Genomic DNA, 22,994 nt, shown 5'->3' with positions numbered 1-22,994 from the left:
GGCCGGCCGAGGTGGTTACTGATTTTGCTGCAACTGGCGCATGATGTCGGCACCCGGATCATCCGCCGGAGCGGCGGGCTGATCGGCACCAGGGAACGTCAGCGGAGGTGCCGGAGCATAGTCGGTCTGCGGGATTTCGATCTGGATCGTGTCGATGTCCACCGCCGGCCCGTGATGGACGCTGTCCAGAACCAGCCCGGGGAACATGATGACGATGGCCACCATGATCAACTGGATGCACACGAACGGCACCGCACCCCAGTAAATCTGGCCCGTGGAGATCCCCTCCGTGCGCAGATTTGTTACCTTGTCGAGATAGGCGGTTCGCGGCGCCACGCTGCGCAGATAGAAGAGCGCAAATCCGAAGGGCGGGTGCATGAAGGACGTCTGCATGTTCACGCCCAGCAATACGCCGAACCAGATCAGGTCGATCCCCAGCTTGTCCGCCACCGGTGCCAGAAGCGGAACGATGATGAAGGCCAGCTCAAAGAAATCGAGGAAAAAGGCCAGCAGGAAGACCATGATATTGACGACGATGAGGAAGCCCAACTCACCGCCAGGTAGGCCGGTCAGAAGATGCTCGACCCAAAGGTCGCCGTTGACCGCGCGGAACACGAGGCCGAAGACAGTGGACCCAATTAGAATGAAGACCACGAAGGTGGACAGCTTCGCCGTCGTGTCCATCGCCTGACGCATCAACGCCATGCTGAGCTTGCCCTTGAACAGGGCCAACAGCAGCGCGCCGACGGCACCCATGGCTCCGCCTTCGGTCGGCGTGGCGATGCCGAGGAAGATGGTGCCGAGCACCAGGAAGATCAGCACCAGTGGCGGCACCAGCGACACCACCACCCGCGTGACCAGCTTCATGCCCCGCAACGACCGTGCTTCCAGCGGGAGCGCCGGCGCGTAGCTCGGGCGGATGAGGGTGACCAGCAGGATGTAGCCCGTGTAGAGACCGGTGAGAACCAGACCCGGCAGGAGCGCGCCGGCATACATGTCGCCAACGGAACGGCCGAGCTGATCGGCCAAAACGATGAGCACAAGCGACGGCGGGATGATCTGCGCCAGCGTTCCGGACGCCGCGATCACGCCCGTCGCCACACGCCGGTCATAGCCGTAGCGCAGCATGATCGGCAGCGAGATCAGGCCCATGGAGATGACCGACGCCGCCACCACGCCCGTCGTGGCGGCCAGCAGCGCACCGACGAAGATGACGGCGTAGGCGAGACCACCGCGCAACGGGCCGAATAGCTGTCCAATGGTGTCCAGCAAATCCTCGGCCATGCCGCTGCGTTCGAGGATCAGCCCCATGAAGGTGAAGAATGGGATGGCAAGAAGCGTGTCGTTGAACATGATCCCGAACACGCGTTCGGGCAACGCTTGGAACAGCTCCGGGCGCAGCAGCCCCAGCTCCATGCCGATGAAGCCGAAGAGCAGCCCATTGGCGGCCAGCGCGAAGGCCACGGGGTAGCCGAAGAGCAGGAAGAAGACCAGCGCCACGAACATCAGTGGCGCCATGTTCTCGATCAGGAATGCCGTCATCGGTATCGTCCTCCCCCCTTCAGGAATGCCCGTGCATCTTCTCGCCAGGCTCATCGCGCAGTCCCATCAGGAACGCGACGCGCTTGATGAGCTCGGAGACACCCTGGAGCACCAGAAGGAGGAAGCCGGCCGGCAACAGCAGCTTGACCGGCCAGCGCAACAGGCCGCCCGCGTTGCTCGACAGCTCATGGATGCGATAGCTGTCCATGAACAGCGGCCACGCCAGCACCATGATCAAGATCGCCATCGGCATCAGGAAGAAAATGGTGCCGATGATATCGACCCAGACCTGCGTGCGTTTGGAGAAGCGGCTGATGACGATGTCGATGCGAATGTGCTCATTGCGCAGCAACGTGTAGCCGGCGCAAAGAAGGAACACGGCCGAGAACAGGTACCACTGCAATTCGAGCCAGGCATTCGAACTCGTGTCGAGGGTATAACGAATGGTGGCGTTGCCGGCGCTGACCAAGACGGCCACCAGGACGAGCCAGTACACGAGCTTGCCGACCGCCTCATTGAGCGCATCGATAAGCCCGCTCACCTTGAGCAGGATTCCCAAAGAAACCTCCGTGACGCTCCGGAGCGGCCGCAGCCGTCCGTCTCCCTGTTCGTTTCGTTGAGCAACCGCCGGTCTCCCAACCGGTTCGTACAGCGCATGGTTGCAGCGCCGAACGTTGGCAGCTGGCGCGGATATTCGGCTGGCCACACGTAAGATGCAAGCGTTTGTATGAGGTCGTGAGAAAGCCGCCGGCTATCGTGCGCTATCGTCCGGCATGATGAACCAACCTTCGGTTCCCAGCGCTTCCAACGGCCTGAATTTGGCCTTGTAGGCCATCTTCCGACTGTGGGCGATCCAATAGCCAAGATAGACATATGGAAGCCCGACGGCGCAGGCCCGCCGAATCAGGCTCATGATCAGGAAGGTTCCAAGGCTCCGTCGGGGCTGACGAGGATCGTAGAAGCTGTATACGGCTGAGAAGCCGTCACCCAGCCGATCGACCAGCATGCAACCGATCAGACGTCCGCTGGCCTCCCGCAACTCGAAGAGGCTGGTCTCGGCGCGTCCTTCATCGATCATTGCGGCAAAGTCCGCCATCGACATCCGCGCCATGTCGGAATCACCGTGGCGGGAGTTCTGATAGGCAGTGAACAGCCGGAACTGTTCGGTGGTGGCATGGGCGGCGACTTCGGTGAAGGACAGGCCCTGATTCTCGCGGTCCACCCGGCGCTGGGATCGGGACGGCTGGAAGGCGGCGGTAGGAATTCGCACCGGCACGCAGGCGCTGCAGGACGGGCACACCGGCCGGTACACGATATCATGGCTGCGCCGGAAGCCGGCTCGCGACAGGGTGGAGTTCACCTCTGCCGCGAAGGGGTTGGACAGCCGCGTGAACAGCTTGCGCTCCACCCGCCCTGGCAGGTAGGGGCAAGGCATCGGCCCCGAGCGGTAGAACTGCTGGAGAGGGCGGTGGAGCGGCTGGATGATCGACATGCCGTGGTCTCTCTGGCCCCTTAACCCTCGGGGTATGGTCCGTCAGATGTTTGACTGCGTCTGGACTTGAGTTTGGGCCGGCCCGTTCACGACGTCCAGCGCATCGGAAGGGATCAGGTCGTCCTGACCAAAGAAGGCGCGGCCGATCCCGTCCGTGACCCCGCTGAGCTGTTGCTGGATCCAGTCCAGGTATTCGTGCAGACCATCCCGGATGACGGCTTCGATCGGGCGGGAGAGCAGGGCCGCCTGCAGCTCGTCAAGGCGCTCCATCGCTTCCGATCCACGGCGCAGGTTGTACCGCGAACGCAGGCGAGTCAGCACGCCGTCGATCTGCCGGACGCACATCACCACCGATCGGGGGAAGCCTTCATTGAACAGCATGAAGCCGGCAACCGTCGCCGGCGTCATGCCGCGCGGGTAGACACGACGGAAAGCGTGATAGCCTGCCGCCGAGCGGAGCACGGTCGTCCACTGACTGACGTCGAGCGTCGAGCCGACGTCCATCGGGGACGGCAGAAGCGTGTGGTATTTGATGTCCAGCAGCCGGGTCGTCTGGTCCGCCCTTTCGATGTATTTGCCGAGCTGATAAAAATACCAACCCTGGTCACGGTAGAAGGTGCCCTCCGTGATGCCGGTGTGGGTCTGGCATGCCTCCTTGATCCAGGAACAGGCGCGACTCAGGTTCGGCATCTGCACGTCACGTGGCGAAAGCTCGTTCAGGCGGTTGTAGAAGACGTTGATCTGCGCCCACATCTCCGTCGAGATCCAAGGGCGCAGCGTCCGCGCGTTCTCGCGCGCCGCCCGGATGTTGAAGATGAGCGAGTTCATGTTCTGCGGGTCGAGCATATAGAAATGCAGGACGCTTTCCGCATTCGCCTTGTCGTACCGGCTGAAAAAATTCTTCTCGTCGCCGTTGAGCTGCACCACCGACAGCCAATTGGTGGCCCCACGGGTGTCGCGGGCGAAGGTCTCCTGGACGTCGAGGATGCGCGCGAGGTTCTCGGCGCGCTCCATGTAGCGCGCCATCCAGAAGATGCACTCGGCATAGCGGGCAAGCAGGCTCACGGCGCGGTTCCCTCCAGGACCCAGGTATCCTTGGACCCGCCCCCCTGGGACGAGTTGACGATCAGCGTGCCCTTCTTCATGGCCACCCGCGAGAGTCCGCCGGGAAGCACCCAGGTGCTCTTTCCCGTGATCGCGAACGGCCTCAGGTCCACATGGCGCGGCTCGATCCCGTCCGGCGTGACGGTGGGGCATACCGACAGATCCACCACCGGCTGGCTGATGTAGTTGGACGGGTCCGCCAGCAGTTTGGCGCGGCAGTCATCGAGTTCCGCCTTGGTGGCGCGGGGCCCGATGGTGATGCCGTAGCCGCCGGCTTCGCCAACCGGCTTGATCACCAGCTCTTCGAGGTGATCGAGGGTGTATTGCAACGCGTCGCCCTCGCGGCAGATGCGGGTGTCAACATTCGGGATGATCGCCTCCTGATCCAGGTAGTACTTGATCATCCGCGGCACGTAGCAATAGACGGCCTTGTCGTCAGCCACACCGGTGCCGATGGCGTTCGCCAGCGCGATGTTGCCCTTGCGGTAGGCCTCCATGATGCCTGGCACGCCGAGGAGGCTGTCCGGATTGAAGGCCTTGGGGTCGAGGAAGTCATCGCCGATGCGGCGGTAGATGGAATCGACCCGCGCCAACCCGTCGGTGGTCCGCATGTAGACGCGGTCGTTATCGACCACAAGGTCGCGACCCTCCACCAGCGGTACGCCCATCTCGCGCGCAAGGAAGATGTGTTCGAAATAGGCTGAGTTGTAGGTGCCCGGCGACAGCAGCGCCACCTGCGGATCGTTCTGGTGGGGGGCGATCTCGTACATCGCCTCGAGCAGCTTGTGGCCGTAATTGTCCACCGGGCGGATGCCGATGTCCTGCATCAGGTCGGGGAACACCCGCTGCATCATGTGCCGGTTCTCGACCACATAGGACACGCCGGACGGAACGCGCCCATTGTCCTCCAGCACCCGGAAGGTGCCGTGCCGGTCGCGCACCAAATCCACGCCCATGATGTGGATGTAGGTGTCGAAGGGCACGTCCAGCCCGATCATCTGCGGGCGGTAGTTGGCGTTGCCGAGCACCAGTTCCGCCGGAATGACGCCGTCCTTCAGGATCTTCTGGTCGTGATAGACATCTTTGAGGAAGAGGTTCAACGCGGTCACGCGCTGGTTGATGCCCGCTTCCAGATGCGCCCACTCCTTCGCCGAGATGACGCGCGGAATGACGTCGAAGGGAAGGATGCGATCGACCGCATCCTTGTTCGAATAGACGAGGAAGGTGATGCCGAGATTGTAGAGTTCACGTTCGGCATCCTGCAGGCGACGACGCAAATCCTCGAAGTCCAGGGATGACAGCCGCTGCCTGATCAAAGCCGTATGATCGACCGGGGCGTCGCGGAGACCGAACAATTCATCATAATACAGACCCTGATCGTAATCGGCCAGGATATCGTTAGGCCTTGACGCGGTTGCGCTCACCGATCCCCCCGCTGTCCGACCCGGCTCCGCTTGCGTTCCGGGCAATGACGAGACGGCGAGTATGAACCAGATTTCGTCGGGTTTGAACAGGTCCAAACAGGCGCCATTGTGCGACGCAACGGCACTTTGACGTTGGTTGCACGCATCGTCGCTCAACTGCGTCCCGGCTGTGCAGCCGGTGCCTGCGCTTCGCGCAAAAGCACAATGGAGATGCGGCGATTGCGCGGTGATCCCGGCTGATCGGGAACGAGGAGATCGCGGCTCGCTTTGCCGACCACGTCCTGTATGCGGGACTCGGGAATGCCGTCGGTAACCAGCGCACGGCGCATAGCGTTGGCCCGCTCGGCCGAAAGATCCCAGTTGTCGCGGTTGGATCCGGCCGGGAACGGGGTCGCGTCCGTGTGCCCGCTGATGGAGAGCTTGTTGGGCAATTTACCCAATGCCTTGGCGAGCTGGGAGATGAGCTGGCGGGTTTGGGGAAACATCTGGCTGGAGCCGCCGGGGAACATCGACACGCGATCCTGGTCGACGATCTGGATGCGCAAACCATCCGGCGTCTGGTCGATGATCAGGTTCTGGGCGAGCGGAGCAAGCTCGGGCACGGACTGGATGGCCTGCCGGATCTCGGTCGCGGTCTGTTGGAACCGTTTCGCCTCCGTCTGCGCGTCGATCAGCTTGTCCTTGGCTTCCTCGACCCGCTCGGCGAAATCGGACAGCCGCTCGCCGGGCTTCTGGCCGGGAATGCCCAATTGCTTGGCCGTCGCCTCCAGACGCTCCTGATACGCGCGGCGCGTCTCGCTGCCGCTCTGCTCCGCCTGGCCCTGGGCGGAATTCTGGCCCGGACCCTCGCCGGGCTTCGGGGTGTTCTCTTCGGTCGGGTCGAGCGGATCGTCGGTGGTGCGCGATGCGAAGCCCGGCTGACCCTGCACCGGAACGTCCGCCGACACCGGCGAGGAGGGGGAAATCTGCGCGCCAGGGGAGGTGATGGTCTGCCCTCCCAAGACGCCGCCGGAACCCGAGCTCTCGCGGCTGACGCTGACCGGGGCGAAATAATCGGCGATGCCCTTGCGCTGGTCCGACGTCGTGACGTTCAGGAGCCAGAGCAGCAGGAAGAAGGCCATCATGGCCGTCACGAAATCGGCGTAGGCCACCTTCCACGCACCGCCGTGATGGCCGCCGTGACCGCCCTTCTTCTTCTTGATGATGATCGGCTGCTCGGTGCCGCCCGGATTGGCTGCCATGGTCGGAACGCGCGGCCCTGAGGTCGGTATTGGTGGCGTGATGATTGGCTGTGTTGATTAATATCCCTTTAACACTGCTTGCACCGGAGACCGGGATGCGTCGCGCCTGGATTCGGCTTGCGCCCTCCGGACCCTTGCTTTAATCCCGCCATTGACTTCGATGGCTGCGATGGGCGTGGGCAGGATGGACTTCGATTCGCGGGAATTCCGCAGCGCGCTGGGCTGCTTCGCGACGGGCATCGCGGTGATCACGGCTGTATCGGCGGATGGTCACGCCGTGGGCGTCACCGTGAATTCCTTCTCCTCCGTCTCGCTCGATCCGCCACTGGTGCTCTATTGCCTGGGCAAGGCGGCGCAGTCCTTCGATGCGCTGGCATCCGCCGACAGCTTCGCCGTGAATGTGCTGGCGGAGGACCAGAAAGAACTGTCGGTGCGCTTCTCGCGCAGTGCGCTGCAGGATCGTTTCGCAGGGCTGTCGGTCACCACCGGCGTGACCGGTGCGCCAATCCTCGACGGCTGCCTCGCCACACTGGATTGCACGCGCGAGGCGATGCACGACGCCGGTGACCATATCATCATCGTCGGGCGGGTGCAGGGATTGACGTCGCGTGACGGGCGCCCGCTGCTGTACTACCGGGGCGCCTACGCCGAACTGGCCTCGTAAGGACCTACGACACGTCCGACATCAGTTCCGTCGGGAAGCCGGCGGTCGTCAGCGTGTCCGTGATCTGGGCGAGGTGGCGGGTGCCGCGGGTCTCCAGGATAACGTCGATCTCGGCCATCTTGACGGGCACATCCTGGAACAGGCGCTGGTGGTGGACCTCCACGACGTTCGCTCCGACATCGGCGATCAGCCGGGTAACGGTGGCGAGGGCGCCGGGTACGTCGGCAAGGCCGATGCGCAGCCGCACCACGCGCCCTTCACGCACCAGCCCGCGCACCAGCACCTGGGACAGGATGCGGGCGTCGATGTTGCCGCCGCTGATCACGATGCCGACGCGCTGTCCGGCAAAGCGCGCGTGTTCGGCCATGACGGCCGCGAGGCCGGCGGCCCCGGCTCCCTCCACCACCAGCTTCTGCACGGTGGCGAGCTGATAGACGGCCTGCTCCAGCGCCACCTCGTCCACAAGCAGGATCTCATCCACCAGCCGTCTTGCGATCTCCAGAGTGTGACGGCCCGGTGCCTTGACCGCGATGCCCTCGGCGATGGTGGCTCCGCTGCACCGAACCGGCTCCCCCGCCAGCGCCTGACGCATGGAGGGGTAGAAGGCGCATTCCACGCCGATGACCGTGATGCCCGGTCGCAGCGCCTTGGCGGCTACCGCGACTCCGCCGATCAGGCCGCCCCCGCCGACCGGAATCACGAGCGCATCGAGGTCCGGCACCTGCTGCAGGAATTCCAGTCCCGCGGTGCCCTGACCCGCGATGATGAGAGGATCGTCGTAGGGATGGACGAACAGGCAGCCCTCGCGCGCCGCCAGCTCATGCGCGAAGGCCTCCGCGTCGCTCAACGTCTCGCCCTTCAGCAGCACGGTGGCGCCCAGCGCCTCCGTCCGTTCCACCTTGGTGAAAGGGGTGAAGGCCGGCATCACGATGGTCGAGCGGATGCCGAGCCGTGTCGCATGGCAGGCCACCGCCTGGGCATGGTTGCCGGCCGACATGGCGACCACGCCGGCCGCGCGCTCGTCGGGGCCGAGCGACAGCAGCTTGTTGAGCGCGCCGCGCTCCTTGAAGGCCCCCGTGCGGTGCTGCGTTTCCAGCTTCAGAAAGACCGAGCAGCCGGCTGCTTCCGACAGGCGCGGTGCCTCTTCCGCCGGGGTGAGCGGCAGGTGGCCGTCGATCCGGCGGGCCGCCGACTCGATGTCGGCAAGTGTTACGGTCATTGCTGCGGTTCCGGGGTGAGAAGGAGGCGCGTGGCGCCGCTGGCGCGCAGTTGGTTGGCGTCGCCCGCGAGCGTCACCGCTCCGCCATTGGCCCACAGCGTTACGAAATCGCCCCAATGCGGGGACAAAGGATTGCCCGACTGGCCCGTGGCGATCACGAAGCGGGAGTTGTCGAGATCGGCGAGGTCGTAGACCGCGCGGAAACCCGGACCGTGGACGTGGGAGAAGGGAGCATCGCTCGAGGCAACCTTCGTGGTCCCACGGTTGACCGTGTGGGCATCGCCGTCGGTGGCGACGGACAGATCGAACAGCGACCCGAGAACGGGAACGCGCCCGAGAAGGCGATGGTTCAGGGCCGCCTTGTGCTCCAGCCCCCAGGACCAGCCGGACATGTCGTTCCCATGCCTTTTCGTGATTGCCGCCAGCGCCGTGGCGAGGGATGCCGACAGCGCGTCGGCGCAGGTCTCACTCGCCGACGTGGACACATCGTCGCACCAGCCTTGCGCCTCCGTCAGCATGTGGCGCGCCGCTTCGGCGCGCAAGTCCCAGTAGGCTGGGAACAGCTCGCCCAACTCGTCGGCGGTCAGGCGTCGGACCAGCTCGCGCAGCCACCACGCGTAGATCAGCGGCTCCGCGCGGTCGCGGGCCATGGTGCCATCCCACGACCGCAGCAAAGCGAGCGCCTGCGCCTCCCGCTCGTTGCCGGGCCTGGTGGTCAGGAGCACCGGGAGGATCGCGCGGGCGTGCAGGGAAACGGCGTCCATCTGCTGGATGGCTGCACGTTCGACCGACAGCGGCGTATCGCTGTCGAGCATCTGGCCGATCCGGCGGGCACGCACGGGGTCCGGCCACTCACTCGCCAGCCGGTGGGGATAGTCGGGGCCGACCACCCGGTTGTTGGCGTTGACGATCCGACCGGATGGTGGGTCGAGGGCGCGGGGCAACTCGTCGTAGGGGATTGTGCCGATCCAATCATACTCCCCGGTCCATCCCGGCACCGGGGTGCGGCCGTCGCCTTTTCGGCGGATCGGCACCAGCGCCGGAGCCATGAAGGCGGTGGTGCCTTTGCTGTCGGTGTAGACGACGTTCTGCTGGGGAGCCTTGTGCAGGGACAGCGCAGCGGACGCCTCCGCCACGTTGCGGGCGAGGTTCAGGCGGTGCAGACCGCCGGCCGTGGTGTCGTCGTCCGCCAGCCCGGTGAAGGCAAGAGCGATCACATGCCCGGCCGGTGCCCCGGCGCTGCCATCCACGTCGGAGATCACCGGACCGTGGCGAGTCTCCCGCACGGTGATCGTCAGGTCCGGCTGTCCGGCAACGCGGATCACCTCTTGCCGCGTGCGGAAGGGTTCCGACCCGTCAGGCGTCAGGTAGCGGGCGGGATCCAGCGGATCGATGCGCTCGATGAACAGGTCCTGTGTGTCGCTGTGGGTGGTCGTGAAGCCCCACGCTATATGGCCGTTGTGGCCGAGCACATGCATCGGCACGCCGGGCACGGTGGCCCCGGCGATGGTCAGCTCCGGTGTGACGATGCGCGCGAGGTACCAGAGGATGGGCGCTTCCAACCCCAGATGCGGGTCGTTGGCAAGGATCGGTTTGCCCGTCGCCGTACCACGCCCATCGACCAGCCACTCGTTGGACGCCAGATCCGGCCCAAGGTCGGGCAGGGTTGCCAGCGCGTGGTCGAAGGACAGTCCGCGCAGCTCGGATGCGAGCGTCACCGGCGAGTCGGCCGGGGCTTCGGGGTAGAGGTCGCGGATCCGCTCGGGCGGAAGCGTCCGGAGGAGACGGGCGTTGCGCAACTCCTCCCGGTAGTTGCCGGAGAGCTGGAGCGCCATCAGCTTGCCCCACACCAGGCTGTCGGCCGGACTCCATGGCTCCGGCTCCAGCCGCAGGAGTTGGAACTCGATGGGCAGGGCCTCGCGTCGCGTGGTGAGATACGCGTTGATGCCGGCGGCGTAGCGGTCGAGCGCGGTGCGTGTTTCCGGCGGCAGCGCGCCGAGGCTGGACTCGGTGCGGCGGTACAGGCCGAGCGTCCGCATCATGCGGTCGATATCGACCGCCCAACTGCCGAAGCGTGTGCCCACAACCTCCGCGACCCGGCCGGCCCCGACCCGCCGCATGAACTCCATCTGGAACAGGCGGTCCTGAGCGTGCGCATGTCCGAGCGCGAAGTACGCATCGCCGAGGTTTGATGCCACGATGTGGGGCACGCCATTGCGGTCGCGCAGCACCTCCACCGGCGCCGACAGGCCCGGCATGGACAGTGTGCCCCGGCCGGACGGAACCTCGGCGCGCATCCACAGCAGCAAGGCGCAGGGAACCGCGACGGCCAGAAACAACAGGGTGCCCAGCAGAGCCGCGGTCACGGTCAATGTCCGCCTGGTCATGCTGTCGGGGCTCCTCTGATCCCATCCATTCCGCCGGCCCTGATAGATGGAGATGCGTGGACCGATTGCCACAGGCTGTACCGCGGCGTGCACCATCCCTATCATGGTGCCGATCGATGGTCCGCATGGTCGGGGAGGAGTCAGGGATGCCCTATTCGCAGCGCAGCGTGCTCGGGCTCAGCGCCGTGGGCTTCCACAGGATCGCCTACACCCAGTGGGGGCGCGAGAATGCCGACCGCACGGTGGTCTGCGCGCATGGGCTGACCCGGAACGGCCGCGACTTCGATGCGCTGGCGCTGAAGCTCGCGGACACACACCGGGTCGCATGCCCGGACGTGGTCGGGCGCGGCAAGAGCGACTGGCTTGCGAACCCGGCGCTCTATGGTTACCCGCAGTATCTTGCCGACATGGCGGTGCTGATCGGGCGGCTTGGGGTGGAGCAGGTCGATTGGGTGGGCACCTCCATGGGCGGGCTGATCGGCATGATGCTGGCGGCACAGCCGAACTCCCCGATCCGCCGCCTCGTCATCAACGACGTCGGTCCACTCGTCCCGAAGGAGGGGTTGGAGCGGATCGCCGATTACGTTGGTCGCGACCCGGTGCTGGAGGACATTGCGGGAGTCGAGGCCTATCTGCGCTTCGTGCTGATGGGGTTCGGGAGGCTGAGCGACGAATGCTGGCGCCATCTGGCGGAGCACAGCGCCCGACGGCGGCCGGACGGGCGCTTCGGCCTCGCTTATGATCCCGGCATCGCCGTACCCTTCAAGGCACAGCCGATCGGCAATGTGGATCTGTGGCCGCTGTGGGATCGCATCACCTGCCCGGTGCTGGTGCTGCGCGGCGCCGATTCGGACATCCTGCTGGCGGAGACGGCGGAGGAGATGGCGACCCGGGGTCCGAAGGCGCGCGTGGCGGAATTCGCTCATGTCGGCCATGCGCCGGCCCTCATGGATGACTCGCAGATCGGCGTCGTCACCCAGTTCCTGAACGCGGAGGGCTGAGATCATCGTCGTGTTCGACCCGCACGCCCTGCCGCCACTGCGCGACGTGATCGCCCGGCACGGTCTCGATGCCCGCAAGTCGCTGGGCCAGAACTTCCTGCTCGACCTGAACCTGACCGGCCGAATCGCGCGCTCGGCCGGGGATCTGCGCGGCGTGACGGTGGTGGAGGTCGGGCCCGGTCCGGGCGGGCTCACCCGCGCGTTGCTGGCGACCGACGCCGCAGCGGTGGTGGCGGTGGAACGGGACAGCCGCTTTGTCAGGGCCCTTCAGGATGTTGTCGAGGCGTCCGCCGGCCGATTGACCATCGTGGAGGCCGACGCGCTTGAGGTGGACCCGGTCGAGCTTGTTCCTGCCCCGCGGGCGATCGTCGCCAATCTCCCGTACAACGTGGCGACGCCCCTTCTGCTCGGCTGGCTGAAGCGCATCGATGCGTTCGCCGGGCTGACGCTGATGTTCCAGAAGGAGGTCGCCGACCGGCTGGTGGCGCAGCCGGGAAGCAAGAGCTACGGCCGTTTGTCGGTGATCGCCCAATGGCGGGCGCAGGCGAAGGTGCTGTTCAACCTGCCGGCGAAGGCCTTCACGCCGCCGCCGAAGGTCGAGTCCACCGTCGTGCAGTTCACCGCCCGTCCCGACCCGGAGCCGGCCGATTGGAAGACCATGGAGCGGGTCACCGCCGCCGCCTTCGGCCAGCGCCGCAAGATGCTGCGGCAGAGCCTGAAGCCACTGGGCGACGCGGAGGCGCTGCTGGCCGAAGCCGGGCTGGACGGCACCGCGCGGGCGGAAGAGGTGCCGGTGGCCGGATTCGCCGCCCTGGCGCGGGCGGTCAGTGCCCGGACTGGAGCGTCTTGACGTAGTCGGACAGGCCGATCTGCCGTCGGCGGCGCAGCCGCTCCGCGCGCAGGATGGACTGCACGGACAGCACGCTCTCGTCCACGTCGTGGTTGACGATGACGTAATCGTACTCCGCCCAGTGGCTCATCTCGTCACTGGCTTTCGCCATACGGTGGGCGATGACCTCGGCCGAATCCTGTGCTCGGGCGCGCAGACGGCGCTCCAGCTCCGCCGCCGACGGTGGCAGGACAAAGATGCTGACGAGGTCGTCGCGGGCGTTCTCCGCGAGTTGCTGCGTACCCTGCCAGTCGATGTCGAACAGCACGTCGCGCCCCTCCCGCAGGGCGCCTTCCACCGGGCCGCGGGGGGTGCCGTAGAAATTGCCGAAGACGTTGGCCCATTCCAGCAACTCGCGCCCCTCGGCCATCCGTTTGAACTCCGGCTGGTCCACGAAGTAGTAATCGGTGCCCGGCACCTCCCCCGGCCGCATGGGGCGGGTGGTCACCGACACCGACATGGTGATGCCCGGGTCGCGGTCGAGCAGACGGCGCGAGATGGTCGTCTTGCCCGCGCCCGACGGCGAGGACAGCACCAGCATCAGGCCGCGGCGGCCGATGTGCCGTGGGACGGCGGCGAAGGGGGAGGTGGGGATGGCCATGATGCGCTCGCTCACTCGATGTTCTGGACCTGCTCGCGGAACTGCTCGATCGACGCTTTCAGCGACAGCCCGATTCGCGTCAGCTCGACGTCGGCCGACTTGGAGCAGAGGGTGTTGGCTTCGCGGTTGAACTCCTGGCACAGGAAATCGAGACGGCGGCCGATGGCCCCACCCTCCGCCAGCATGTCGCGGGCCGCCTGGATGTGGGCGCGCAGCCGGTCCAGTTCCTCCCGCACGTCGGCCTTGCCGATCAGCAGGGCTGCCTCCTGCGCCAGCCGCTCCTCCGCCATGGCGGGGATGGCGTCGAGCAGGGCCATCACCTGGGCCCGCAACTTATCGCGCAGCGCGGCCGGCTGGGTCGAGGCGCAGGAGGCGGCCAGCCCGACCAGCCGCTCGATCTCCGCGAGATGCCCGGCGAGGACCTCGGCCAGCCGCTTGCCCTCGGCAACGCGGGCGGCGGCGAGCTCGTCGATGAGGCGCGCGAGGTCGGCGCGGACCGACTCCTCCATGCGGCCGCGGGCCTCGGTCTCGTCCTCCTCCACCGGCTCGATGATGCCGCGGATGGCGAGCAGCGCGTCGAGCCGGGGCGGGGCGGCACCGGCGCCCTCGATCTCCCGGGCGAGCGCGATGACTTCGGCCAGCAGCGGGCGGTTGATGCGGACTTGGGACACGCCGGCGGTGCGGGTCACCGACAGGGTCAGGTTGACATTGCCGCGCGCGAGGCGCTTGGGCATCTCGGCGCGGGCGATCGCCTCGATCCCGTCGAAGCCGGTCGGCATGCGGCAGCGGATGTCCAGACCGCGTCCGTTGACGCTCTTGGCTTCCAGCGTCCAGGAATAGCCGTCCCCATGGCCGTCGGTCCGAGCGAATCCGGTCATGCTGGCGACAGGGCGTTTGGCGGTCACGGTCGGCCTCGGCAACAAGGTCTTGGGGAGCGATGGAGCGGCAACTTACAGTCTGCCCATCGTCTGAGCAACAAGGGGAGCGGGGGGATCGTCATGCGGGAGCCTGGGTCGATCGTCATCACCGGGGCGTCGAGCGGCATCGGCGAGTCGCTGGCGCGTCTCTACGCCGCACGGGGCATCGCGCTGGCGCTGACCGGGCGGGACCGGGACCGGCTGGAGGCGGTGGCGGCCGCGTGCCGGGGGCAGGGGGCCGCGGTGACGGCCGCAGTCATCGACGTGACCGACCGGGAGGGCATGGCGGAGTGGCTGCTCGGGGTCGACCAAGCGGCGCCGGTGGATCTGCTGATCGCCAACGCCGGGGTGTCGGCCGGCACCGGACGGGCCGGCGAGACCGAGGAGCAGGCGCGCTTCATCTTCGACGTGAACCTCACCGGTGTGCTGAACAGCATCCACCCGCTGCTGCCGGCCATGCGGCAGCGGCGGCGCGGGCAGATCGCCATCGTGTCGTCGCTGGCGGGGTTCCGCGGCATGCCGGGGGCGCCGGCCTACAGCGCCAGCAAGGCGGCGGTACGGGTCTATGGGGAGGCGCTGCGCGGCGAACTGGCCGCCGACGGGGTTGAGGTCTCGGTCGTCTGCCCCGGATTCGTGCGCAGCCGGATGACCGCCCGCAACCCGTTCCCGATGCCCTTCCTGATGGACGGGGAGACGGCGGCGCGGATCATCCGCTCGCGCCTTGCCCGCAACCGGGGGCGGATCGCCTTCCCATGGCCGACCGCGGCGGCGGTGTGGCTGCTCGCCGCGCTGCCGCCGGGGCTGACCGACCGGCTTCTCCGGGCTGCACCGAAGAAGCCGTGACCGGGGGTGGGATCAGGCCCGGCTGTAGCCCCACAGATAGGCCGGCGGGAAGTTGACCGGAGTCCAGCCGAGCCGCGTGCCCTTCAGGCCCAGCGCCTTCATGTCGAGCGGCGAGGTGAAGGAGTAGGTGAAGAGGAGGAAGCGCCGCCCCTCCGGGATCACGCGGAAGATGGCGTCCACGATCTCCGCCTGCATGCGCTTGGGCAGGATCACCATGGGCAGCCCGACCAGCAGCGTGCCGACCTTGCCGATCAGGTTCGTCGGGAGCATGCGGTCGATGTGGCGGCAATCGCCGTGCAGCACGTTGACGCGGGGGTAGATGCCGCGCAGGTAACCGGCGAGCTTGCTGTCGATCTCCACCGTGTAGACGCGCTCGTCCGGAATGCCGCCGTCGAGGATCGCCTTGGTCAGGGCGCCCGTGCCGCCGCCGAACTCCACCACCACCTCGTCCGCACCGCAGATCAGATTCTCACGCACCAGCTTCTGCAGGCCGGGGCCGGACGGACAGACCGACCCCATCGTCACCGGGTTGGCCGCCCAGCGCTGCAGGAAGATCCAGGCCGCCGGGGGCTTCTTGCCCACTTTCCGCTTCTTGATGGCGGTGGTGAGTTCCGATCGCGTCATGTCCGGCCTTTCGCCGCAGGTTGTTGATCGATTGCCACGCGGGGTGAACACGCAAAACCCCTCCGTAGTCCCGAACCGCTGATACCCACACGTCTTATGGATGAATACTCGGAGCCTCGCAACCGGTGCCGGTCACGGAACCGTCATGGATCGGTCGTCCCCGTCAGAAGCTCGTGCCCGGCGTAGGACAGGCCGCTGACCAGCACGCTGGCGAACAGCACGGCCCCGGCCGCGAGCGCCAGCCCGAACCCGACGGCGGCGCCGTCGCGCTCGATCAGCCCCAGCGCCAGGAAGACCAGCGCGAATCCGGGCAGCCAGCCCATCAGCGGCAACGGCACGAAGGCGACCAGGGCCAGCACGAAGATCAGCAGCGGGAACCAGGGCTGGCCGTCGATCCGCGCCAGGGCCGGCAGGCGCGGCTGCAGCGTCCGCTCGATCCCGGTCAGCCGCGGCAGCACCGCGGTGATCATGCGTGCCGCCGTGGAGCGCGCCACCGAGCGCCGGCTGAGCCAGCCGGGCAGCCCCGCGTCCCCATGGCCGAACAGAAGCTGGATGCTGAACAGCAGGACCGGCAGGTTGAACAGCACCGACACGCCGAGCGGCACCGGCGACACGGTGGGAATCGACAGGGCGAGCAGCACGGTGCCGAGCGAGCGGTCGCCCAGCGCCCGCATCAGATCGCCGATGGTCACCCGCCCGTCCGGCAACTCCGCCAGGAAGCGGGTGAGCACGTCGGAGGTGCGTTCCGGGCCGGGACGGCTGGCGGCGGCGGGCTCGTCGTAGAAGACGCCATCGCCGGGGACCGGGGCGGTCACGCGGGCACCCCCGCGTCCGCGGCGGCCGACTCGTAGGCTTCGAGTGCTTCCAACCAGGCCTCCTCAGCAGCCGAAAGGCGCTTGTCGATGGCGCCCAGATCGATCTGGAGCTTCTTGAGCGCGTCCGGCGGCCCGTCGTAGAGGGCGGGGTCGGCCAGCTTCGCCTCGATCGTCTTCCGGTCGGCGGCCAGCCGGGTGACCTGCGACTCCGCGTCGGTCGCCTTGCGCTTGAGGGGGGCGAGCTGGGCGCGCGCCTCCGCCGCGGCGCGGCGTTGGTCCTTGCGGCTGGGACCGGTGTCGCCGCGGGCGTCCGCCCGATCAGCGCGGGCCGCTTCCAGCAGCATGCGGCGGTAGTCGTCGAGGTCGCCGTCGTAAGGCTTGCAGGTGCCGCCGTTGACCAGCCACAGCCGGTCGGCGGTCAGCTCGATCAGGTGCGGGTCGTGGCTGATCAGGATGACGGCACCCTCGTAGCCGTTGATCGCCTCGATCAGCGCCTCTCGACTGTCCACGTCCAGATGGTTGGTCGGCTCGTCCAGCATCAGGATGTGCGGCGCCTCGCGGCTCATCAGCGCCAGCAGCAGCCGCGCCTTCTCGCCGCCGGACAGGTCGCCGATGCGCGTTTCCGCCTTGGTCTGCGGGAAGCCGAAACGGCCGAGATGGGCGCGGACCTTGGTTTCCGGCACGTCGCGCAGGATGCGCTGCATCTGCTGGATCGGGGTGATGGACAGGTCCAGCTCGTCCTGCTGGTGCTGGGCGAAATAGCCGACCTTGAGCTTGCCGGACCGGCGCATGGTGCCGCCCATCGCCTCCAGCCGCCCGGCGAGCAGCTTGACCAGCGTGGACTTGCCGTTGCCGTTGGCGCCCAGCATGGCGATGCGGTCGTCCATGTCGATGCGCAGCGACACGCGCTTCAGCACCGGCTTGCCGTCATAGCCGACCGCCACGTCCTCAAGTGCGATCAGCGGCGGGGCGAGCGCATCGGGCTGCGGGAAGTTGAAGGCGATGGTGTCGTCGTCCTGCACCAGCGCGATCGGCTCCAGCCGCTCCAGCGCCTTCAGGCGGCTCTGCGCCTGCCGGGCCTTGCTGGCCTTGAAGCGGAAGCGGTCCACGTAGGACTGCATGTGCTTGCGCGCCGCCTCCTGCTTGGCGGCCATCGACTGCAGCCGCTCGATGTTGGCCTGTCGGGTGCGCAGGAACTGGTCGTAGCCGCCGGCGTAGCTGACCAGCTTGCCGTTATCGACGTGGATGGTCGTGGTCGGCACCGAGTTCAGCAGGTCGCGGTCGTGGCTGACGATCAGGATCGTGTGCGGGTAGTTCTTCAGATAGCTCTCCAGCCACAGCGTGGCTTCGAGGTCGAGGTGGTTGGTCGGCTCGTCCAGCAGCAGCAGGTCGGGCCGTGCGAACAGCACGCCGGCCAGGGCCACGCGCATGCGCCAGCCGCCGGAGAAGTCGGAGCAGGGGCGCTGCTGCGCCTCGTGGTCGAAGCCGAGGCCGGACAGGATCTGGGCGGCCCGCGCGGGGGCCGAATGCGCCTCGATGTCGGCCAGCCGCGTATGGATCTCCCCGATGCGCAGCGGGTCGGTGGTGGTCTCCGCCTCCGCCAGCAGGGTGGTGCGTTCGGTATCGGCGGCCAGCACGGTGTCGATCAGGCTGGTGGCGCCCGACGGCGCCTCCTGCGCCACCATGCCCATCCTCATCCCCGAGGGCAGGGTGATGGAGCCGCCGTCGGCCGTGAGCTGGCCGGCGATCAGCTTCAGCAGCGTGCTCTTGCCCGTGCCGTTGCGGCCCACCAGCGCCACCCGGTGCCCCTTGGGCACGACGGCGGTGGCCTGGTCGAAGAGCACCCGTCCGCCGTAGCGGAACGTCAGATCGTTTATGTGAAGCATATCACCGGCCGATGTAGCAGAGGACGCGGCGGTTTTGAAGGGTTGCCGCCGGAATTGGCCCCTGCGTCCACCGAATGTCGCCATTGTCGGGTAGACGCGGGGCAAGACCGCGGATATAACGCCGCGCAATTCGGCGCCCCCGATGCCATCGTCAACCCAACACGGGGCGCCTTCCGCAAGGAGCACACGTCCATGGCCGTCGAACGCACCCTCTCGATCATCAAGCCCGACGCGACCCGCCGCAACCTGACCGGCAAGATCAACGCCCGGTTCGAAGACGGCGGCCTGCGCATCGTCGCGCAGAAGCGCATCCGGCTGAGCCGGGAGCAGGCCGAGCGGTTCTACGCCGTCCACGCCGAGCGCGCCTTCTTCAAGGACCTCGTCGAGTTCATGATCTCCGGCCCGGTCGTCGTGCAGGTGCTAGAAGGCGAGAACGCCATCGCCCGCAACCGCGAGATCATGGGCGCCACCAACCCGGCCAACGCCGCGGCCGGAACCATCCGCAAGGATTTCGCGGAGTCGATCGAGGCCAACTCGGTGCACGGCTCCGACGCGCCGGAGACGGCCGCCGAGGAGATCCGCTTCTTCTTCAGCGGCCTGGAGCTGGTGGGCTGACGCTTCGCCGCACCGACGCCGTTCCGGTGAGGGCCGCTCCTGGGAAGGGGCGGCCTTCGTCGTTTGCGGGGTGTCCGCCGCGGCGTGGACAGTGCCGGCTTTGTGGAGTATTCGGGTGGGGCGGTGCCGGTGCCGATTGCCGGACGAACAGTTTCCAGGACACCCGGCCCATGGCTTCCTTCGACTCGCAGCCGATCGTCATCTCCTTCCTGAAGCCGCTGCAGGGTGCCAACGACCTGGCCGACGAACGGGTGGTGGAGCTTCTGGTGCGCGGCTATGTCGACCGTTGCCTGGCCGCCTTCCGCGACGCGGCGGAGGGGCGGGTCTCGCAGGACGACGCGGTGGATGACATCTACCAGCTCGCCAGCGCGCTGAACGCCGTGTTCCTCGGCACCAGCGGCTTCCACACGCTGACCGTCCATCCCTGGAACGCCGCCGACCAGCTCGGTGTGTTCCTGCGCGACACGCTGGATCTGGACTTCCCGCCGGGCGAGTGCGTGCGTGCGTCGCTCGTCCATCTGGCGACCCAGATCATGCTGGGTGTCCAGCAGCCCCAGCCGGAATGGGAGGGCATGATGGAGGAGTTGACGATCGATATGCGCGATCTGCTGCTCGGGCGCGCCCCGGCCGACGACGGCGAGGCGCTGCCCTACGCGTGATCCTGCCGTTACAGCAGGAAGAACGCCATCAGCACGAGCAGCACGGCGACGGCGACGGAGCCGTACTTCACGAACTGCGTGAAGGCGATCCAGTCCGCCCGGTGCTCGCGCAGCAGCTCGTCGGATTGGGCGCTGTCGGTGTGGGTGACGCTGGCCATGTTGTCCCTCTTCCCTTGTGACCCTGTGACGCTTTTGTCCGAGATTTAGGGGAGTCGGGGGGTGCTGTCCAGTGGAGCTTGCGGGCGGCTGGACAAGCGGGGCGGCGGGCGGGATCATGGTGGTTCCTGTTCCAGTCGGGAGGGCAGCGATGAGCGCATCCGACACGGTGATCCGGGAAGCACAGCCGACCGACGCGCCGGGCATCGCGCATGTGCATGTGGCGACCTGGCGCACCACCTACCCCGGCCTGGTGCCGGCCAGCTTCCTGGTCGGCATGTCGGAGGATCAGGCGGCGCGCCGCTGGTCGGGGCTGCTGCTGACGCGCGAGCCCGGCCACGGCACCTTCGTGGCGGTGGACGCGCGCGGGGCGGTGGTCGGATTCGCCACCTGCGGACCGCGCCGGGGCGGTTTTCCGGATTTCGGCGGTGAGTTCTACGCCATCTACCTGCTGGACGAGGTGCAGGGCACCGGCATCGGCCGCCGGCTGATGGCGGCCATGGCCGACCGGCTTCTGGAGCACGGCACGCGGACCGCCTGCGTCTGGTGTCTCCGCGACAACCCGGCGCGCTGGTTCTACGAGCGGATGGGCGGGGCGCGGGCGGCCGAGCGGCCGATCCAGTTCGCCGGCTCGTCGCTGGTTGAGATCGCCTATGGCTGGCAGGATCTGCACCCGCTGGCGCGGATGTCGGCTGGAGCGTGATGGGGCGGGGCGTGATGCCCGCATGGCGCCCCCGCCGTGGCGGGGGTTTTTTCGGGTTGACCCCGTCTGGTCTTGGGGCCATGAAACCGGCTTCACAAAAAGCCGGTGCCGAGCCATGTCCGCGGAACGCGTCCTCATTCTCGATTTCGGGTCGCAGGTCACCCAGCTCATCGCCCGCCGTGTGCGCGAGGCCGGGGTCTATTGCGAGATCCACCCCTATGCCATGACGGCGGAGCGTATCCGGGCCTTCGCGCCGAAGGCGGTGATCCTGTCCGGCGGCCCCGCCTCGGTGCTGGAGCCGGGGGCGCCGCGGGCGGACGACGCGGTGTTCACGCTGGGCGTGCCGGTGCTGGGCATCTGCTACGGGCAGCAGACCATGTGCCACCAGCTCGGCGGCACCGTCTCCGCCTCCGAGCACAAGGAGTTCGGCCGCGCCTATCTGGAGGTGAAGGAGCCCTGCGCCCTGTTCGACGGGCTGTGGGTGGTGGGTGCCCGCGAGCAGGTGTGGATGAGCCACGGCGACCGGGTCACCGAGCTTCCCCCCGGCTTCCGCGTGGTCGCCACCAGCGAGGGCGCGCCCTTCGCCGTCTGCGCCGACGAGGCCCGGCAGTTCTATGGAACGATGTTCCATCCGGAGGTGGTGCACACCACCCACGGCGCCCAGCTCCTCGCCAACTTCGTGCACCGGGTCGCCGGCTGCACCAGCGACTGGACCATGGCCGCCTTCCGCGAGGCCGCCATCGCCCGCATCCGCGAGCAGGTCGGCAAGGAACGGGTGATCTGCGGCCTGTCCGGCGGCGTCGACAGCTCGGTCGCCGCGGTGCTGATCCACGAGGCGATCGGCGACCAGCTCACCTGCATCTTCGTCGACACCGGCCTGATGCGGGCGGGCGAGTCGGAGGAGGTGGTGAGCCTGTTCCGCAACCACTACAACATCCCGCTGGTGCACCGGAACGCCGCCGACCTGTTCCTCGGCAAGCTGGCCGGCGTCACCGATCCGGAGACCAAGCGCAAGATCATCGGCGCCACCTTCATCGACGTGTTCGACGAGGAGGCGCACAAGGTCGGCGGCGCCGGCTTCCTGGCCCAGGGCACGCTGTACCCCGATGTGATCGAGAGCGTGTCCTTCACCGGCGGTCCCAGCGTCACCATCAAGTCCCACCACAACGTCGGCGGCCTGCCCGAGCGGATGAAGCTGAAGCTGGTCGAGCCGCTGCGCGAGCTGTTCAAGGACGAGGTCCGCGCGCTGGGGCGCGAGCTGGGGCTGCCCGAGAGCTTCGTGAAGCGCCACCCGTTCCCCGGCCCCGGCCTCGCCATCCGCATCCCCGGCGACATCACCCCGGAGAAGCTGGAGATCCTGCGCAAGGCGGACACCATCTATCTGGAGGAGATCCGCAACGCGGGCCTCTACGACGCCATCTGGCAGGCCTTCGCCGTGCTGCTGCCGGTGCGCACCGTGGGGGTGATGGGCGACGGCCGGACCTACGACCATGTGCTGGCGCTGCGCGCCGTCACCTCGACCGACGGCATGACCGCCGACTGGTACCATTTTCCGCACGAGTTCCTGGCCCGCGTCTCGAACCGCATCGTCAACGAGGTGCGGGGCGTGAACCGGGTGGTCTACGACATCACCAGCAAGCCGCCCGGCACCATCGAGTGGGAGTGAGGCGGTCGGGCTCCGTGCGACATCGTGCGACGCTTTTCGGCGGGGGTGCCGGGGTGTCGCATGGGTGTGAGCGGGGGATTTTTCCGTGTTTTCAGTGGGTTGGTTAGAATCGTTCGTGGACGGACGTGCGACGGGGGTGTCGCACGGGGTTGAGGGGAGTGGTCGCGTCGGGCCCCCACCCAAACCCCTCCCCACTGCGCGGGGGAGGGCCTTTTCTTCTCCCTTCCCCGTCGTCAGATGGGGGAGGGTCGGGGTGGGGGCCGGGCGCGACACCGCCGCCTCCATCCGCTCCCACATGGCTTTCTGCCAGTCCGGCACCAGCGCCGCCGGCAGCACATAGGCGTTGTTGCGCCGGAGCCGAGCGCGGGCTTCGGCGATCATGGACTGGTATTCCCAATAGGTCCGGTAGCGGAAATCCTCCGCCTCCTTCCAGGCGTTGCGCAGGGCGTCCATGCCGATGCCCAGCGTCTCCGACACATGCCGTGGCGTGTAGCCGGCGGCCAGCGCGCGGGCGTGTAGCGCGCCAACTGGTTTGACACATTCGGA

22 protein-coding genes are annotated in these 22,994 nt (G+C 67.4%); 8 read left to right on the top strand and 14 right to left on the bottom strand.

Annotated elements, in window-relative coordinates:
- Positions 1 to 15 precede the first annotated feature (15 nt).
- The 6 genes from HL658_RS20375 to HL658_RS20350 all read right to left on the bottom strand — a co-directional run bounded on the left by HL658_RS20375 (position 16) and on the right by HL658_RS20350 (position 6,803).
- A complete protein-coding gene (locus HL658_RS20375; protein WP_180284449.1) occupies positions 16 to 1,542 on the bottom strand; it encodes a TRAP transporter large permease in 1,527 nt (508 codons plus the stop codon).
- A 19-nt stretch (positions 1,543 to 1,561) separates the two neighbouring features.
- A complete protein-coding gene (locus tag HL658_RS20370) occupies positions 1,562 to 2,101 on the bottom strand; it encodes a TRAP transporter small permease subunit (RefSeq protein WP_180284448.1) in 540 nt (179 codons plus the stop codon).
- Positions 2,102 to 2,293: 192 nt separating this feature from the next.
- Positions 2,294 to 3,034 carry an arginyltransferase gene (locus HL658_RS20365; RefSeq protein WP_180284447.1) on the bottom strand — a complete coding sequence of 247 codons (741 nt, stop codon included), beginning with the start codon at positions 3,032 to 3,034 and terminating at the stop codon, positions 2,294 to 2,296.
- Between the two features lie 42 nt (positions 3,035 to 3,076).
- Positions 3,077 to 4,099 carry an alpha-E domain-containing protein gene (locus HL658_RS20360; protein ID WP_180284446.1) on the bottom strand — a complete coding sequence of 341 codons (1,023 nt, stop codon included), beginning with the start codon at positions 4,097 to 4,099 and terminating at the stop codon, positions 3,077 to 3,079.
- The gene (locus HL658_RS20355) at positions 4,096 to 5,529 is read right to left on the bottom strand and encodes a circularly permuted type 2 ATP-grasp protein (protein ID WP_180284632.1); all 1,434 of its coding nucleotides are present in this window, start codon (positions 5,527 to 5,529) and stop codon (positions 4,096 to 4,098) included. Before HL658_RS20355 ends, HL658_RS20360 begins: the two co-directional genes overlap by 4 nt.
- Before the next feature lie 185 nt (positions 5,530 to 5,714).
- A complete protein-coding gene (locus tag HL658_RS20350) occupies positions 5,715 to 6,803 on the bottom strand; it encodes a flagellar motor protein MotB (protein WP_180284445.1) in 1,089 nt (362 codons plus the stop codon).
- Between the two features lie 184 nt (positions 6,804 to 6,987).
- Here HL658_RS20350 and HL658_RS20345 point away from each other — a divergent pair, with 184 nt between their 5' ends.
- On the top strand, positions 6,988 to 7,467 hold the full coding sequence (locus HL658_RS20345) for a flavin reductase family protein (RefSeq protein ID WP_180284444.1): 480 nt from the start codon (positions 6,988 to 6,990) through the stop codon (positions 7,465 to 7,467).
- A 4-nt stretch (positions 7,468 to 7,471) separates the two neighbouring features.
- Here HL658_RS20345 and HL658_RS20340 read toward each other — a convergent pair whose 3' ends face one another.
- Both HL658_RS20340 and HL658_RS20335 read right to left on the bottom strand, forming a co-directional pair.
- Positions 7,472 to 8,686, bottom strand: coding sequence for a threonine ammonia-lyase (locus tag HL658_RS20340; RefSeq protein WP_180284443.1), 1,215 nt, complete (start codon positions 8,684 to 8,686; stop codon positions 7,472 to 7,474).
- A complete protein-coding gene (locus HL658_RS20335; RefSeq protein ID WP_246337743.1) occupies positions 8,683 to 11,073 on the bottom strand; it encodes a penicillin acylase family protein in 2,391 nt (796 codons plus the stop codon). The genes HL658_RS20340 and HL658_RS20335 overlap by 4 nt, the downstream gene beginning before the upstream one ends.
- A gap of 146 nt (positions 11,074 to 11,219) precedes the next feature.
- On the opposite strand from HL658_RS20335, the gene HL658_RS20330 reads away from it, so the two are divergent.
- A complete protein-coding gene (locus HL658_RS20330; RefSeq protein WP_180284441.1) occupies positions 11,220 to 12,074 on the top strand; it encodes an alpha/beta fold hydrolase in 855 nt (284 codons plus the stop codon).
- Position 12,075: 1 nt separating this feature from the next.
- Positions 12,076 to 12,924, top strand: a complete 849-nt coding sequence (gene rsmA, locus HL658_RS20325) for a 16S rRNA (adenine(1518)-N(6)/adenine(1519)-N(6))-dimethyltransferase RsmA (RefSeq protein ID WP_180284630.1) — start codon at positions 12,076 to 12,078, stop codon at positions 12,922 to 12,924.
- Here rsmA and gmk read toward each other — a convergent pair.
- Together gmk and HL658_RS20315 are read right to left on the bottom strand one after the other, a co-directional pair.
- On the bottom strand, positions 12,899 to 13,564 hold the full coding sequence (gmk, locus tag HL658_RS20320; protein WP_180284631.1) for a guanylate kinase: 666 nt from the start codon (positions 13,562 to 13,564) through the stop codon (positions 12,899 to 12,901). The two genes, rsmA and gmk, sit on opposite strands and share 26 nt — an antisense overlap.
- Positions 13,565 to 13,575: 11 nt before the next feature.
- Positions 13,576 to 14,442: a YicC/YloC family endoribonuclease gene (locus HL658_RS20315; protein WP_180284629.1), complete on the bottom strand. Its 867-nt coding sequence runs from the start codon at positions 14,440 to 14,442 to the stop codon at positions 13,576 to 13,578.
- Between the two features lie 120 nt (positions 14,443 to 14,562).
- Here HL658_RS20315 and HL658_RS20310 point away from each other — a divergent pair, with 120 nt between their 5' ends.
- On the top strand, positions 14,563 to 15,324 hold the full coding sequence (locus HL658_RS20310; RefSeq protein WP_180284440.1) for an SDR family NAD(P)-dependent oxidoreductase: 762 nt from the start codon (positions 14,563 to 14,565) through the stop codon (positions 15,322 to 15,324).
- Positions 15,325 to 15,336: 12 nt separating this feature from the next.
- Here the strand turns inward: HL658_RS20310 and HL658_RS20305 are convergent, their stop codons facing one another.
- The 3 genes from HL658_RS20305 to HL658_RS20295 all read right to left on the bottom strand — a co-directional run bounded on the left by HL658_RS20305 (position 15,337) and on the right by HL658_RS20295 (position 18,649).
- Entirely contained in the window at positions 15,337 to 15,948 is a 612-nt protein-coding gene (locus tag HL658_RS20305; RefSeq protein WP_180284439.1) for a class I SAM-dependent methyltransferase, read from the bottom strand.
- Positions 15,949 to 16,091: 143 nt separating this feature from the next.
- Positions 16,092 to 16,763 carry an exopolysaccharide biosynthesis protein gene (locus HL658_RS20300; RefSeq protein WP_180284438.1) on the bottom strand — a complete coding sequence of 224 codons (672 nt, stop codon included), beginning with the start codon at positions 16,761 to 16,763 and terminating at the stop codon, positions 16,092 to 16,094.
- Positions 16,760 to 18,649 carry an ABC-F family ATP-binding cassette domain-containing protein gene (locus tag HL658_RS20295; protein ID WP_180284437.1) on the bottom strand — a complete coding sequence of 630 codons (1,890 nt, stop codon included), beginning with the start codon at positions 18,647 to 18,649 and terminating at the stop codon, positions 16,760 to 16,762. The genes HL658_RS20300 and HL658_RS20295 overlap by 4 nt, the downstream gene beginning before the upstream one ends.
- A 192-nt stretch (positions 18,650 to 18,841) precedes the next feature.
- Here HL658_RS20295 and ndk point away from each other — a divergent pair, with 192 nt between their 5' ends.
- Together ndk and HL658_RS20285 are read left to right on the top strand one after the other, a co-directional pair.
- Positions 18,842 to 19,264, top strand: a complete 423-nt coding sequence (gene ndk, locus HL658_RS20290) for a nucleoside-diphosphate kinase (RefSeq protein WP_180284436.1) — start codon at positions 18,842 to 18,844, stop codon at positions 19,262 to 19,264.
- Positions 19,265 to 19,434: 170 nt separating this feature from the next.
- Positions 19,435 to 19,923, top strand: coding sequence for a hypothetical protein (locus HL658_RS20285; protein WP_180284435.1), 489 nt, complete (start codon positions 19,435 to 19,437; stop codon positions 19,921 to 19,923).
- An 8-nt stretch (positions 19,924 to 19,931) separates the two neighbouring features.
- On the opposite strand, the gene HL658_RS20280 is transcribed toward HL658_RS20285, so the two are convergent.
- Complete coding sequence (locus HL658_RS20280) at positions 19,932 to 20,081, bottom strand: aa3-type cytochrome c oxidase subunit IV (RefSeq protein WP_180284434.1); 150 nt, start codon at positions 20,079 to 20,081, stop codon at positions 19,932 to 19,934.
- Positions 20,082 to 20,230: 149 nt separating this feature from the next.
- On the opposite strand from HL658_RS20280, the gene HL658_RS20275 reads away from it, so the two are divergent.
- Positions 20,231 to 20,782 (top strand): GNAT family N-acetyltransferase, encoded by a 552-nt coding sequence (locus HL658_RS20275; RefSeq protein ID WP_180284433.1) that lies wholly within the window; start codon positions 20,231 to 20,233, stop codon positions 20,780 to 20,782.
- A gap of 115 nt (positions 20,783 to 20,897) precedes the next feature.
- On the top strand, positions 20,898 to 22,448 hold the full coding sequence (gene guaA / locus HL658_RS20270) for a glutamine-hydrolyzing GMP synthase (RefSeq protein ID WP_180284432.1): 1,551 nt from the start codon (positions 20,898 to 20,900) through the stop codon (positions 22,446 to 22,448).
- The last annotated feature ends 546 nt before the right edge of the window (positions 22,449 to 22,994 follow it).

This window comes from Azospirillum oleiclasticum, assembly GCF_013423485.1.
GTDB classification, from domain to species: domain Bacteria; phylum Pseudomonadota; class Alphaproteobacteria; order Azospirillales; family Azospirillaceae; genus Azospirillum; species Azospirillum oleiclasticum.
This window is presented reverse-complemented; position numbering and strand designations above follow the sequence as displayed.